This window comes from Chthonobacter rhizosphaerae, from assembly GCF_013839525.1.
GTDB classification, from domain to species: domain Bacteria; phylum Pseudomonadota; class Alphaproteobacteria; order Rhizobiales; family Pleomorphomonadaceae; genus Chthonobacter; species Chthonobacter rhizosphaerae.
Genome location: NZ_JACDIS010000005.1, coordinates 115,823 through 130,443, shown reverse-complemented (window position 1 = coordinate 130,443; position 14,621 = coordinate 115,823). Strand labels below are relative to the sequence as shown.

The 14,621-nt window shown below is 69.3% G+C and carries 10 protein-coding genes; 6 read left to right on the top strand and 4 right to left on the bottom strand.

The features are described 5' to 3' along the window. Positions 1-237 precede the first annotated feature (237 nt). Positions 238-1,032 (top strand): histidinol-phosphatase, encoded by a 795-nt coding sequence (hisN, locus tag HND91_RS10705; protein ID WP_181706565.1) that lies wholly within the window; start codon positions 238-240, stop codon positions 1,030-1,032. A gap of 142 nt (positions 1,033-1,174) precedes the next feature. Here hisN and HND91_RS10700 read toward each other — a convergent pair whose 3' ends face one another. Then, positions 1,175-2,122: an alpha/beta fold hydrolase gene (locus tag HND91_RS10700; RefSeq protein WP_181706564.1), complete on the bottom strand. Its 948-nt coding sequence runs from the start codon at positions 2,120-2,122 to the stop codon at positions 1,175-1,177. A 287-nt stretch (positions 2,123-2,409) separates the two neighbouring features. On the opposite strand from HND91_RS10700, the gene HND91_RS10695 reads away from it, so the two are divergent. After that, on the top strand, positions 2,410-2,877 hold the full coding sequence (locus HND91_RS10695; RefSeq protein ID WP_181706563.1) for an Hsp20 family protein: 468 nt from the start codon (positions 2,410-2,412) through the stop codon (positions 2,875-2,877). Positions 2,878-3,006: 129 nt separating this feature from the next. On the opposite strand, the gene HND91_RS10690 is transcribed toward HND91_RS10695, so the two are convergent. Next, positions 3,007-4,071 carry a threonine aldolase family protein gene (locus HND91_RS10690; protein WP_181706562.1) on the bottom strand — a complete coding sequence of 355 codons (1,065 nt, stop codon included), beginning with the start codon at positions 4,069-4,071 and terminating at the stop codon, positions 3,007-3,009. A gap of 874 nt (positions 4,072-4,945) precedes the next feature. Here HND91_RS10690 and gltB point away from each other — a divergent pair. The 4 genes from gltB to HND91_RS10670 are packed head-to-tail and all read left to right on the top strand — an operon-like array spanning position 4,946 to position 11,801. Continuing rightward, positions 4,946-9,589, top strand: a complete 4,644-nt coding sequence (gltB, locus tag HND91_RS10685; RefSeq protein WP_181706802.1) for a glutamate synthase large subunit — start codon at positions 4,946-4,948, stop codon at positions 9,587-9,589. A 55-nt stretch (positions 9,590-9,644) separates the two neighbouring features. Beyond that, positions 9,645-9,917: an antitoxin gene (locus tag HND91_RS10680; protein ID WP_181706561.1), complete on the top strand. Its 273-nt coding sequence runs from the start codon at positions 9,645-9,647 to the stop codon at positions 9,915-9,917. Positions 9,918-9,922: 5 nt separating this feature from the next. Continuing rightward, positions 9,923-10,312 carry a type II toxin-antitoxin system VapC family toxin gene (locus tag HND91_RS10675; protein ID WP_181706560.1) on the top strand — a complete coding sequence of 130 codons (390 nt, stop codon included), beginning with the start codon at positions 9,923-9,925 and terminating at the stop codon, positions 10,310-10,312. Positions 10,313-10,367: 55 nt separating this feature from the next. Continuing rightward, a complete protein-coding gene (locus HND91_RS10670; RefSeq protein WP_181706559.1) occupies positions 10,368-11,801 on the top strand; it encodes a glutamate synthase subunit beta in 1,434 nt (477 codons plus the stop codon). Between the two features lie 82 nt (positions 11,802-11,883). Here HND91_RS10670 and HND91_RS10665 read toward each other — a convergent pair whose 3' ends face one another. Together HND91_RS10665 and HND91_RS10660 are read right to left on the bottom strand one after the other, a co-directional pair. Continuing rightward, positions 11,884-13,017, bottom strand: a complete 1,134-nt coding sequence (locus HND91_RS10665) for an SGNH/GDSL hydrolase family protein (RefSeq protein ID WP_181706558.1) — start codon at positions 13,015-13,017, stop codon at positions 11,884-11,886. Positions 13,018-13,161: 144 nt separating this feature from the next. Next, complete coding sequence (locus tag HND91_RS10660; protein WP_181706557.1) at positions 13,162-14,436, bottom strand: lytic murein transglycosylase; 1,275 nt, start codon at positions 14,434-14,436, stop codon at positions 13,162-13,164. Positions 14,437-14,621 lie beyond the last annotated feature (185 nt).

Sequence of the window (14,621 nt, the reverse complement as noted above, 5' to 3'; positions counted from 1 at the left end):
CCCAAGGAGGGCAGGCGACACGGAAATCCGTGCCGCACAGCAACAAAATGACCGTGCACCGCATCATGGTCAAGCGGTCGCCACCGGTCAGTCTGTCGCAATCCGGCCCTTGGCGGTCCCCGCCATTACTCTGGACAGACCCCGCCCGGCCGGATTAGTTCGACGTTCCAAGAAATTAGGTCGTGGATCGCGGCAAGGCGCCGCAGTCCCCGCCAGACCTTCGGGAAAGGCCACCACATGGCGGATCCGCACCACACGCATGACTGGGCGCCGTTCTTCCACAGGCTCGCCGACGCGGCGGGGGCGGCCGCCCTGCCCTACTTCCGCACCCGCCTGGCCGTGGACAACAAGGAGATCGACGCCTTCGACCCGGTGACCGAGGCCGACAAGGCCGCGGAGGTGGCGATTCGCTCGCTCGTCTCCGAGCGCTTTCCCGACCATGGCTTTCTCGGCGAGGAGTTCGGCGACGACAGCGGCGGCGCCGAGCACGTGTGGGTGGTCGATCCCATCGACGGCACGCGGGCCTTCATCGCCGGCCTGCCGGTCTGGGGCACGCTCATCGGCCTGAAGCGCGCCGACGCGCCCGTCTTCGGCATGATGGCGCAGCCCTTCATCGGCGAGCGCTTCTTCGGCGACGGCCGCACGGCCGGCTACACCGGCCCGCACGGGTCCGGCCCGCTGCGCACGCGCCCCTGCGCGGACCTTGCGTCGGCCACCCTCTTCACCACCACGCCGGCCCTCTTCAAGGGCGCGGAGGCGGACGCCTTCGGGCGCGTGGAGGGCGAGGTCCGCCTCTCCCGCTATGGTTGCGATTGCTACGCCTATTGCATGGTGGCGGGCGGCCACGTGGACCTCGTCATCGAGACGGGGCTGAAGACCTTCGACATCATGGCGCTCATCCCGGTGATCGAGGGCGCCGGCGGCGTCGTCACCGACTGGGAGGGCGGCTCGGCCATCGACGGCGGCCGCGTGGTGGCGGCCGGCGATCCCCGCGTGCACGAGCAGGCCCTGAAGCGCCTCGCCGGGCTGTAGAGCATTCTCCGACCAGGTTGCACGACCTGGTCGGAGAATGCTCCACGGTCTTGGCCTGGAGCGATGTCGTGTCGACCTGACGATGCCGTCAGGTCGGGACGCGCTCCAGGCGACCGACAGGCCGCCCGGTCAGCCGGCCCGGTCAGTCCTTCGAGCCGGGCACGAAACTGTCGAACGCCGCCCAGAACTGATCGGCATAGACCGGCGCCTCGAACATGATCTCGTGCCGGGCGCCGGGCACCAGCACGTAGGCGACGGAGCGGAGCCGGCGGGCCATGCGCTCGTTCGCGTCCACCGACACCAGGGTGTCGGCGCCGCAGTTGACGATCATGATCGGTATCTGGATGCGATCCGGAAAGTCCTCCGCTTCGAGCCGGTCCATGGCGACGGCGGCGGCGTGGATCCAGCCGTTGGTCGGCGGCCCGAGCCACAGTTCCGGATAGATCCGGGTGAGCGCGGTCATGATCCGGAACTGCTCCGGGTCTGACGTGAGCGGGTTGCCGTCGAACTCCCGCACCACCGCCAGCTTGCGGGTCGGCCCCGGGATGCTCGACCGACCGAGGCCGATCAGGCGCATGGCCATGGCGAGGCGGCGCACCGTGGAGCGGCGGAACGGCACGGATCCGAAGTCCAGGAAGGGCGCCGACAGCACGATCCGCCGGAACCAGGGCGCCAGCTTGGGCGCCGCGCCGAGCACGATGTTGCCGCCCATGGAGTGGGCGAGCGCGAAATAGGGCCCCGGGCAGTCCGGCAGCACCATCTGCCGGCGGAACACCTCGATGTCGCGGGTGTAGTGGCGGAAGTCGGCCACGTGGCCGAGTTCGCGCTTGCGGCCGAGCCGGTCCGATCCGCCCTGCCCGCGCCAGTCGAACGTCGCGACCGCGAAGCCGCGGTCGCGCAGCGTCTCAACCACCGGAAAGTACTTTTCGATCTGCTCGCCCCGCCCCTGGAACAGGCAGACGGTGCCGAGCGCCGGCCGCACCCGCGCGGGCCATCGCGCCGCCCGGATCGCGACGCCGTCGCTCGCCACGAGCCGCTGCTCGACCGTGTCCGGCGGGAGGGGCAGTTCGGGCAGCGCGTGGAGCGTCATGGGGGCTCGTGGGCTGGAAGGGCTCGCCGGCATCGATCGGCAAAGGTCTAGCGGACCCCGGCCGGCCTGACCAGCCGCCCCGGCGCGACCGGCACGCCGCGCGGCCGCGACGCCACACCCGTCCGCCCCCTCTTGAACCGTAAAACCGGCGATCGCACATAAGCCCTGCGGATGCCCGACTGGGGTCCGCCGGGAGATCGAGGGACCGGGTCGGCCATGTCGGCGACCAGACCGAACCTCCTCCCGTGGCAGCAAACCGCAACAGTCGCTCACCGGAGGACTTTGTCATGCGTCACGTTGATTTCAGCCCGCTCTACCGTTCCACCGTCGGTTTCGACCGTCTCTTCTCCATGCTGGACCAGATGGCCGCCACGGACGGTAGCGCCCAGACCTATCCGCCCTACAACATCGAGCGCACCGGCGAGAACGCCTACCGCATCACCATCGCGGTGGCCGGCTTCGCCGAGACCGACCTCTTCATCGAGGCCCGCGAGCACACCCTGACCGTGCGCGGCGAGAAGAAGCCCGCGGACGAGAAGTCCGCCGAGGTCCTCTATCGCGGCATCGCGTCCCGCGCCTTCGAGCGCCGGTTCCAGCTCGCCGACCACGTGGAGGTGAAGGGCGCCTCCCTGGAGAACGGGCTCCTGCACATCGAGCTCGCCCGGGAGATCCCCGAGGAGAAGAAGCCCCGCCAGATCCCGATCGGCCGCGACGGCGATGCGCGCCAGATCGAGGCGGCTCCCTCGGTCAACTGACCGGCGGCGGGACGACGGCTTCCCCGTCCCGACTTCCCTTCGCGACAGCGCGACACGAGGCGTTCCGGGCGACCGGAGCGCCTTTTTCGCATCCGCGTCCCACCGACGGATCGGCGCTCCCGGCCCGGCTCAGTGGGAGCCGTCCTCCAGGGCGCGCATGAACGCCGCGACGTCGTGCTTGGACGTGGCGAAGCTCGTCACCAGCCGCACCACCTCCTCGTCCGCCGTGGGCATCTCGTCCGCCGACAGGCCGTCGGCGGGCCATTCGTAGAACAGCGCCCCCGCCTCCCTGAGACGGCGCGAATAGGCCTTCGGCCAGACGGCGAACACCTCGTTCGCCTCCGGCTCGAACAGCACCCGGGCGCCGCGCACCTCGGCGATGGAGGCCGCCAGCCGGGTGGCCATGCCGTTTGCGTGGACGGCATTGTCCAGCCAGTGGCCGAGGTCGAAATAGCCCTGGAACTGGGCCGCCACGAAGCGCGACTTGGAGAACAGCTGGCCGGCGCGCTTGCGCGCATAGGCGAGATCCTCGTCCAGCTTGCGGTCGAAGGTCACGATCGCCTCCGCCGCCCAGCAGCCGTTCTTGGTCGCCCCGAAGGAGAGGATGTCCACGCCCGCCCGCCAGGTCATGTCGGCCGCCGCGCTGCTCCGCCCCACGAGAGCGTTCGCGAAGCGGGCGCCGTCCATGTGCACCTTCAGCCCGGCCTTGTGGGCGATCTCGGCCAGGGCGGCGATCTCGTCGATCGTATAGGTGGTGCCCCATTCGGTCGCCTGCGTCAGGCTCAGCGCCACCGGCCGGCCATGGTGCACGCCCGGCGGCATGTAGCGCCGGAGCGCCGCCTCCAGGCCCTCGGGCGTGATCTTGCCGCGCGCCCCCGCGATGCCGTGGAGGACCGAACCGCCGGAGAAGAAGGCCGGGGCGCCCGCCTCGTCGTTGGCGATGTGCGCGTTCTCGTGACAGAGGATGACGCCGCCGGGCTTCGAGACCGCGGCGAGGGACAGGCAGTTGGCCGCCGTCCCGGTCGCCACGAAGAAGACGCCGACCGGCCGCTCGAAGATCTCGGCGAACCAGTCGTCCACCTTGCGCGTGGCGTCGTCGGTGCCGTAGGCGGGGGCGAGGCCCCCGGTGGCGGCGGTGATCGCGGCGGCCACCGGCGCCGAGGCTCCCGCCCAATTGTCGCTGGAGAAGTTCATCATCGAGGTTCTACCGGAAAGCCCTTCGAAGCGGAACCGGCCGGCCCATGGACCTCCTATGCGCATCGCGCAGTTCTGCGGGCGGCCGGATCGGCGCTCCGTCCCCGACCCCGCCGCCCGCCTGGTCCCGGAAAGGCGGCCCTGGAGGATGCCGGCGCAACTTTCCCTCCAAAACCGGCGCTCGGTCCGGGTTGGCGATTGACGGCCGGCAAGGTTATGCGTAATACGCATCAGGCATGCGGGACTGCGATAGATCTCTGTCGCAGCCCTCCGCATGTCCGCCGGACCCGACGTCGAAGTCGTGCGTGATTTCGTCACGCGCAATTTTATTGCGGGATCGGTCGCGGTCTGGATCGAGTATGTCGCTGGCGGTTTGGCCCGCGCAATGTTCGGCATGGCCGCCTGTTGGAAACCTCTTGTTATCCGTGCCTGGTTTCGGCATGGTGCCATGAGGAAAAAGGACAGCACACCTGTCCATTCGGGAGCGCTCCACGAGGAGTGCGCCGGGCGCGCGGCGGCGACCGCCGGGCCCGAACCCGGATCGGACGCCGGTGCGGGCGGCGGGCGAGCCACATCGCCGGCCGCATGACGATTTCAACGCCCGACAGGCCCCGTCGGTCGAGCCGCATCGAAGGATGCGACCCGAACGGTGGAGAGCCGCCGGGCCACAGGTGTCGGCGGTCCGTCATGGACCGCCCTTAGGGTTGCCGGGCTCCGGTGGGGAGGCCGGCATCGAGGACCGCCAGAGCCGCGCATGGTGCGCGGCTTCGAGCCAACATGGGGACCGGCGATGAACAGGCACGACAAGGCATGCCCGTCTGAGGCGCGGATCGAGAGCGCGGTGGCCGAGAAAGCCGCCAGCCGCACGACCGTGATGACGGCCGCCGCCCGCGCCCGCGCCGCCGAGGCGGGCCTCTACAGTCCCGCCCACGAGCACGACGCCTGCGGTGTCGGCTTCATCGCCAATCTCAAGGGCGAGAAGTCCCATTCGATCGTCGCCAACGGCCTCCAGATCCTGGAGAACCTCACCCATCGCGGCGCCGTGGGGGCGGACCCGCTCATGGGCGACGGCGCCGGCATGCTGGTGCAGATCCCGCACGACTTCCTGAAGGACGAGGCGCGCGCCCTCGGCTTCGACCTGCCGGCGCCGGGCGCCTACGCGGTCGGTCACCTCTTCATGCCGCGCGACCCCGCGTTCCGGGCCTGGTGCGAGCAGGTGGTCGCCGAGGTCGTCGCCGACGAAGGCCAGGTCCTTCTCGGCTGGCGCGACGTGCCGGTCGACAATTCTTCTCTCTCCAAGGCGCCGGAGATCGCCGCCACCGAGCCGGTGCACCGGCAGGTGTTCATCGGCGCCGGCGCGTCCGCCGCCGACCAGACCGAGTTCGAGCGCCGGCTGTTCATCCTGCGCAAGGTGATCTCCAACAAGGTCTACGCCAAGTCCGGCGTGGAGGATTCCGGCTTCTACGTGGTGTCGCTGTCCTCGCGCACCCTCGTCTACAAGGGCATGTTCCTGGCCTACCAGCTGGGCGCCTACTACAAGGACCTCACCGACCCGCGCTTCGTGTCGGCCCTCGCGCTCGTCCACCAGCGCTTCTCCACCAACACCTTCCCGTCCTGGAAGCTCGCCCACCCGTACCGGATGGTCGCCCACAACGGCGAGATCAACACGCTCCGGGGCAACGTCAACTGGATGGCGGCGCGGCAGGCCTCGGTGGAGAGCCCGCTCTTCGGCGACGACATCTCCAAGCTCTGGCCCATCTCCTACGAGGGCCAGTCCGACACCGCCTGCTTCGACAACGCCCTGGAATTCCTGGTCCAGGGCGGCTACGAGCTCGCCCACGCCGCCATGATGCTGATCCCCGAGGCCTGGGCCGGCAACCCGCTGATGGACGAGGACCGGCGCGCCTTCTACGAGTATCACGCCGCCCTCATGGAGCCGTGGGACGGCCCGGCCGCGGTCGCCTTCACCGACGGCCGCCAGATCGGCGCCACGCTCGACCGCAACGGCCTCAGGCCGGCCCGCTATTTCGTCACCGACGACGGGCTCGTGGTGATGGCCTCGGAGGCCGGCGTGCTGCCGATCCCGGAGGAGCGGATCGTCGAGAAGTGGCGTCTCCAGCCGGGCAAGATGCTGCTCATCGACCTGGAGGAAGGCCGCATCGTCTCCGACGACGAGATCAAGCAGCGCCTCGCGACCGCCAACCCCTACAAGGAGTGGCTCGCCCGCACCCAGATCGTGCTGGAGGACATGCCGCCGGTCGCGGTGTCGTCCATCGTCAGCCACGAGAGCCTGCTCGATCGCCAGCAGGCCTTCGGCTACACCCAGGAAGACCTGAAGATCCTGATGGCGCCCATGGCCGTGACCGGCCAGGAGGCCATCGGCTCCATGGGCACCGACACGCCCATCTCGGCGCTGTCCGACAAGGCCAAGCCGCTCTACACCTATTTCAAGCAGAACTTCGCCCAGGTGACGAACCCGCCGATCGACCCGATCCGCGAGGAGCTCGTCATGTCGCTGGTGTCCTTCATCGGGCCGCGGCCGAACATCCTGGATCTTGAGGGCGTCTCCACCATCAAGCGGCTGGAGGTGCGCCAGCCCATCCTGACCAACCAGGACCTGGACAAGATCCGGATGATCGGCGACATCGCCGAGAACCAGTTCCAGGCGAAGACCCTCGACATCACCTTCGACGTGAAGCGCGGCCCGGCCGGCCTGAAGATGGCGCTCGACCGCCTGTGCGAGCGGGCCGAGGAGGCCGTGCGCGCCAAGTACAACATCATCATCCTGTCGGACCGGCAGCTGTCCCGAAACAGGGTCGCCATCCCGGCGCTGCTCGCCACCGCCGGCGTGCACAACCACCTGATCCGCAAGGGCCTGCGCACCTCCGTCGGCATCGTGCTGGAATCCGGCGAGCCGCGCGAGGTGCACCACTTCTGCGTCCTCGCCGGCTATGGCGCCGAGGCGATCAACCCCTACCTCGCCTTCGACACGCTCCTCGCCATGAAGAGCCAGTTCCCGGAGGAGGTGGACGAGGAGGAGATCGTCTACCGGTACATCAAGTCGATCGACAAGGGCATCCTGAAGGTCATGTCCAAGATGGGCATCTCGACCTACCAGAGCTATTGCGGCGCCCAGATCTTCGACGCGGTCGGCCTGAAGTCGTCCTTCGTCAACGAATACTTCTTCGGTACCGCCACCACCATCGAGGGCGTCGGCCTGGAGGAGATCGCCGAGGAGACCGTGGCGCGCCACGCCGCCGCCTTCGGCGACGACCCGGTGCTCGCCCGCAGCCTGGACGTCGGCGGCGAATACGCCTATCGCCAGCGCGGCGAGGCGCACATCTGGACGCCGGACATCGTGGCCGAGCTTCAGCATGCGGTGCGCATGAACCTGCCCGACCACTATCTCTCCTACGCCCGTCAGGTGAACGAGGAGACCGGCCGCTTCTCCGTGCGCGGCCAGTTCCGCATCAAGACCGCCGCGGAAGCCGGCCGCAACCCGGTGCCGCTGGAGGAGGTCGAGCCGGCGTCGGAGATCGTCAAGCGCTTCGCGACCGGCGCCATGTCGTTCGGCTCCATCAGCCGCGAGGCGCACGAGACGCTGGCGGTCGCCATGAACCGGATCGGCGGCAAGTCGAACACCGGCGAGGGCGGCGAGGAGAGCGACCGCTTCCGCCGCCTGCCCAACGGCGACTCCAAGCGCTCGTCCATCAAGCAGGTGGCCTCGGGCCGGTTCGGCGTGACCGCGGAATACCTCGTCAACGCCGACATGATGCAGATCAAGGTCGCGCAAGGGGCCAAGCCCGGCGAAGGCGGCCAGCTGCCCGGCCACAAGGTGGACGCGGTGATCGCCAAGGTCCGGCATTCCACGCCGGGCGTCGGTCTCATCTCGCCGCCGCCGCACCACGACATCTATTCCATCGAGGATCTCGCCCAGCTGATCTTCGACCTGAAGAACGTCAACCCGGCGGCCGAGGTGTCGGTCAAGCTCGTCTCCGAGGTGGGCGTCGGCACCGTGGCGGCCGGCGTCGCCAAGGCGCGCGCCGACCACATCACCATCGCAGGCTATGACGGCGGCACCGGCGCCTCGCCGCTCACCTCCATCAAGCACGCGGGCAGCCCGTGGGAGATGGGCCTTGCCGAAACGCACCAGACCCTGGTGCTGAACGGCCTCAGAAGCCGCGTCTGCCTGCAGGTGGACGGCGGCATGAAGACCGGCCGCGACGTGATCGTCGGCGCCCTCCTCGGCGCGGACGACTTCGGCTTCGCCACCGCGCCGCTGATCGCGGCCGGCTGCCTGATGATGCGCAAGTGCCACCTGAACACCTGCCCGGTCGGCATCGCCACCCAGGACCCGGTGCTGCGCAAGCGCTTCAAGGGCACGCCGGAGCACGTGATCAACTACTTCTTCTTCGTCGCCGAGGAGGTGCGCGGCTATCTCGCCGAGATGGGCTTCCGTTCGCTGTCGGAGATCACGGGCCAGTCCGACCTCCTCGCCCACGCGCCGACTCCCGGTCACGCCAAGGCGTCGGGCCTCGACTTCAGCCGGCTGTTCTTCAAGCCGGACGCGCCGCCGGAGGCGATCCGCTGGACCGAGCGCCAGGTGCACCCCATCGACGACGTGCTCGACCGCACGCTGATCGCCAAGGCGCAGCCCGCCCTCGTGGAGCAGAAGCCAGTGGTGATCGAGGCGGCCATCAAGTCGGTCGACCGCACGGCCGGCGCCATGCTGGCGGGCGAGGTGGCGAAGCGCTTCGGCCACGAGGGCCTGCCGGACGGCACCATCACGGTGAAGCTGACCGGCACCGCCGGCCAGGCCTTCGGCGCCTTCCTGGCGGCCGGCATCTCCCTGGAGCTGACCGGCGAGGCCAACGACTACGTCGGCAAGGGCCTTTCCGGCGGGCGCATCGTGGTGCGGCCGTCCGAGAAGGCCAGGATCGTGCCGGAGAAGTCGATCATCGTCGGCAACACGGTGCTCTACGGCGCGACCGAGGGCGAGGCCTACTTCCAGGGCGTCGCCGGCGAGCGGTTCGCCGTGCGCAATTCCGGTGCGGTCGCGGTGGTGGAAGGCTGCGGCGATCACGGCTGCGAATACATGACCGGCGGCGTCGTGGTGGTGCTCGGCGCCACCGGGCGCAACTTCGCGGCCGGCATGTCCGGCGGCGTCGCCTACGTGCTCGACGAGGACCGCACCTTCGCCAAGCGCTGCAACATGGCCATGGTGGACCTGGAGCCGGTGCCGGAGGAGGACGAGCTTCTGGAGAAGCTCCACCACCACGGCGGCGACCTCATGTTCAAGGGCCGCGTGGACCTCTCGTCCGACATGACCCGTCACGACGACGAGCGCCTGCGCGCCCTGATCCAGAACCACGTGCTCTACACGGGCTCGGCCCGGGGCAAGGACATCCTGGACCGCTGGGAAGTCTTCCGGCCGAGGTTCGTGAAGGTCATGCCGGTGGAGTATCGCCGGGCGCTGCGCGAGATGGAGAAGATGCGCATGGGCATCGCGGCGGAGTGATGGAAACGGCCGGCAACGGCGTGATATGCTTTGGCATATGACACGGAGGCCGGCCATGACCATCATCAAGCGGGACGAGCGGGAGGTCAGCCTCTTCCGCAACGGCCGAAGTCAGGCCGTGCGCATTCCGAAGGAGTTCGAATTGGACGCCGACAAGGCGGTGATGTGGAAGGACCCGGACGGGACCATCCATATCAAGCCGAAGCGGAAGCGAAGGACGCCGGCGGAACTCGTCGATTGGCTGCGCGCCCAGCCGCCACTGGAAGAGGACTTCCCCGAGATCGAGGAACTCCCGCTGGAAGACGTCGACCTGGGGCTCGAGCCGTGAACTGGATGCTGGATACGAACATCGTCTCCAGCATTCTGCGCAACCGGACCGGCGAGGCCGCCTGTCGGTTTCGGGAAACGATGCCTGGGAGCGCAGGGACCAGCATTCTTGTCGGGGCGGAACTCCGGTTCGGGTACCTCAAGACCGGTTCGGCCCGATTGCGTGATCTCGTGGAAAACTTCCTGGCGGACGTCGATGTTGCGGACTGGGTAGAGCCCTGCGGGATCATCTATGCGGAACTCCGCACCGACCTGGTGCGTCGGGGCGCCCTGATCGGTCCGATGGACATGTTGATCGCCGCCCATGCGCTCGCGCTGGACGCGGTGCTGGTGACGGACAACGAAAGGGAGTTCGGCCGTGTTGCCGGGCTCAAGGTTGAGAACTGGATCCGCTGAGGATCCGAAAGGGTCGGCCGGCCGGCCGGATCACGAACCGATACGGACAGAGACGATGGGCAAGGTCACAGGTTTCCTCGAGATCGACCGGCAGGAACAGAAGTATCAGCCGGCGTCCGATCGCATCCGCCACTTCCGCGAGTTCACCATCCCGCTGTCGGAGCAGGAGGTGGGCCGGCAGGCCGCGCGCTGCATGGATTGCGGCATCCCCTACTGCCACGGCCCCACCGGCTGTCCGGTGCACAACCAGATCCCCGACTGGAACGACCTCGTCTATTCGGGCGACTGGGAGGAGGCCTCGCGCAACCTCCACTCCACCAACAACTTTCCGGAGTTCACCGGCCGCATCTGCCCGGCGCCCTGCGAGGAGGCCTGCACCCTCAACCTGGAGGACAGCCCGGTCACCATCAAGACGATCGAGCAGGCGATCGCCGACAAGGCCTGGGACATGGGCTGGATCACGCCGCAGATCCCGGCGGTCAAGACCGGCCGGAAGGTGGCCGTGGTCGGCGCCGGTCCGGCCGGCATGGCGGCCGCCCAGCAGCTCGCCCGCGCGGGCCACGACGTGCACGTCTACGAGCGGGAGCCGAAGGCCGGCGGCCTGATGCGCTACGGCATCCCCGACTTCAAGATGGAGAAGCACTACATCGACCGCCGCGTCCACCAGATGGCCGCGGAAGGCGTGACCTTCCACTACGGCGTCAACGTGGGCGTCACCCACTCGTTGGAGGACCTGGTGGCCGGCCACGAGGCCGTGCTGCTCACCGCCGGCGCCGAACGGCCGCGCGATCCGGGCATCGGCGGCAAGGACCTGGTCGGCTGCCACTACGCCATGCCCTTCCTCGTCCAGCAGAACCGCCGCATCGGCGGCGAGGACGTCAGCCACGAGGAGCCGCTGCTCGCCGCCGGCAAGCACGTGGTGGTGATCGGCGGCGGCGACACCGCCTCTGACTGCGTCGGCACCTCGTTCCGCCAGGGCGCCCTGTCGGTGACCCAGCTCGACATCCGTCCCATGCCGCCCATGAAGGAGGACAAGCTGAAGGTCTGGCCCTACTGGCCGACCAAGTTCCGCACCTCCTCGTCCCAGGCGGAAGGCGCCGAGCGCGAGTTCTCCTGCGCCACCCTGGAGATCGTCGGCAACGCCAAGGGCAAGGTCACCGGCGTGAAGTGCGCCCGCGTGGACGAGAAGCGCGAGCCCATCCCGGGGACGGAGTTCATCATCCGGGCGGATCTGGTGCTGTTCGCCATCGGCTTCGCCGGCCCGCTGGAAGGCACCTTCCTGGCTGGCGCCGGCGAGGCGCTCGCCCGCGACCGCCGGTCCAACGTGGCCGCCGACACGACCGACTACCGGACCTCCATGGACAAGGTGTTCGCCGCCGGCGACCTCCGCCGCGGCCAGAGCCTCGTCGTCTGGGCGATCCGGGAGGGCCGCCAGGCCGCCCGCTCCATCGACACCTTCCTGATGGGGTCCAGCGCGCTCCCGGTCTGACCACGTCCGGCATCCGACGGAGAAGGGCCGGCGCGGGATGCCCCTGCGCTAGCCTTCCCCGTCAGACAGTCCGAGCGCCCGATCAGTTCACCGACGCGAGGTCGTCCACCCGGCCGAGGCGCGGCGCGAGCGGCCGTCCTTCCACCACCAGCCGGTGGAGCGCGCTTCCGGAGCGGGGCGCCGGCTGGGAAACCTCCACGGCGAAGTCCTCGTCCGCCGCCACCTCCGGATCGGACAGCGACACGACGAGCCCGCCCGCGGCGTCCGACTTCGGCAGCACGAAGCCGGGCGCGCCGGTGGCGAGCCACGTGCTGATCTCCTGCTCCACGAAGAAGGCGAGCTTCCGGTTGCCGGATTTGGTAAAGCCGACGCCGTCCTTCAGCCTCAGGCGGCGCGACTGGCCCTCCACGTCGGCGCCGGTCATGGTGAAGCCGCCGGTCGCGTCCGCGAACGCGTTCCACACGTCCACATAGACCGCGAGGCTCGAGCCCGCCTCCTGGCGGAACACCTCGTCCAGGTAGGCGAGATCGGTGGTCAGCTCGAAGTCGGCGGTCGGCACGAGGCCCACCCAGTAGACCGGCAGGTTCCTGGACCGGGCGGCGGCGATCAGCGCCTTGGCGCGGGCCCGGTAGACGGTCTCCCAGGGCTTGGTTCGGAAATCCGCCACCGCGCCGTCCACCGTCATCGGGCGACGGTCGCTGAGGCCGAGCATCACCACCAGGGCGTCCGGCGGCTCGGCCGCCGCGAGCCGCGTCTCCAGCTTCTGGCGCAGGTCCACCGGTTCGGTGGACGACAGGCCGGCGTCCGCCGCCACCAGGGCCTCGAACTTCACCGTCGGGGTGTCGGCGAACGCCACGTCGAGGCCGGAGGCGAGCCCGCCGGCGAACTGGTCGCCGAGCACCAGCACCACCTTGGCGTCCGGGTTCTTCGGCGCGATCGCGATCGCCGGCGCCTGCGGCTTCACCACCTTGGCGCCGCCCGAACGGGGGCTCCCCGGCGTCAGCACCATCGGGCCGCCGCTGCCGCGGGTCGCCGGCGGCACCTGCAGCACCTTCGGCTGGACCTGCCGCTTCGGCCGCTCCTCGATGCCGAACAGGCGCAGGAAGAAGGGCGACCGCTCTAGGATCTGGGCGGAGGCCGGATCGGGCGCGACGGCCAGCATGCCGGCGAAAACCAGAAGCACGGCGGCGGCGGCCTGTAGTCGTTTGCGGAACACCACACAGCTCCCGACAGTTCTTGCAGGCGTCACCCGGACGCATCCGGGTCGACGTCGACGGGCGGATCCGGTCGCCGGACCAGCCGCCCAACCTTTCAGACCTTCGAGGATGGGATGCGGTCCGGTCAACCTCTTCGCGCGCCGTCAGCGGCCTGTCCGCAGCCTGTCGAGGAGTTCCTGGGACGGCGAGCCGTCGGCGGGAAGCCCGGCCTGGGCCTGATAGGCCCGGATGCTCTCGATGGTTCCGGTCCCGATCAGGCCGTCGATCGGACCCACGTCATAGCCCCGGCGCGCCAGCAGCGTCTGCAGTTCCTCGCGCTCCGGTATCGTGAGCGCCCGGTCGTCCCGCGGCCACGGGGTCACGAACGGTCCGCCGCCGGCGATCCGGTCGGACAGGTGGCCGACGCCGAGCGCATAGGAATTGGCGTTGTTGTACCGCTTGATGACCGCGAAATTGTGGAGGAGCAGGAAGGCCGGCCCCGCCGCGCCCGCCGGGCGATAGAGCCGCCCCTGGTCAGCGTCCCGCGGGAACGGCGCGCCGTTCGCCCGCCGCACGCCGGCGGCCCGCCAGTCGCCGATCGGGCGGCGGGTGTCGTCCGCCGCCCCCAGGCCGGCGGGCAGCACCACCTCGTAGCCCCAGGTCTCGCCGGACCTCCAGCCCGCCTTGCGCAGGTAGTTCGCCGTGGAGGCGAGCGCGTCCGGGATCGAGGTCCAGATGTTGCGGCGGCCGTCGCCGTCGAAATCCACCGCATAGGCCTCGTAGGTGGTCGGGATGAACTGGGTGTGCCCCATGGCGCCCGCCCAGGAACCGGTGATGTGGATCGGGTCCGTGTCGCCGCGCTCCAGGATGCGCAGCACCGCCAGAAGCTGCTGGCGCCCGTAGCGGGCCCGCTTGCCGCCCTTCCAGGCGAGCGTCGCCAGCGCCCGGACGGCGTTTCGCACCACCTTGGGATTGCCGAGCACCGCCCCGTAGGAACTCTCCATGCCCCAGACCGCCACGACGACCGTGCGCGGCACCCCGTAGGTGGCCTCGATCCGCTCCAGCGTCCCGGCGTGGGCGCGCAGCATCTCCCGGCCGGTCGTCACGCGGGTCTCCGACACGGCCCCGTCCAGGTATTCCCAGATCGGTTTCACGAACTCGGCCTGGCGCGACGCGGCGTCGATCACGCTCTGGTCCGGGCCGAGCCCGTCGAACGCCGCGTCGAAGGTGCGGCGCGAGACGCCGCTCGCCGACGCCGCCGGCCACAGTGTCTCCACGAAAGCGGTGAAGGCTGGGGGAATGGGCCCGTCGGACCGCGGCGGCTCGCCGACCGGGGACGCGGCGTCGAACCCGAACGGTTCACCAAGAGACAGACACCCGGAAACGGCGACACTGAGGGCGGCTGCAAAGAGAAGTTTTGTCGCGGTTTTAAAGTGCATCACCAATCCGGACCACAGGAGACAGGGGACGCAAACCGTAACTCTTAAGATTTACGATGCGTTTAGGGCCATGCAGAATCATCTGCTCCCGTGGGTTGTCAATGCAAATGTCGGGATGATACGCCTCACTCCCGACCGACACGGACGATCGATCATGCGCTCGACCTCAACACCACGATCGGCGT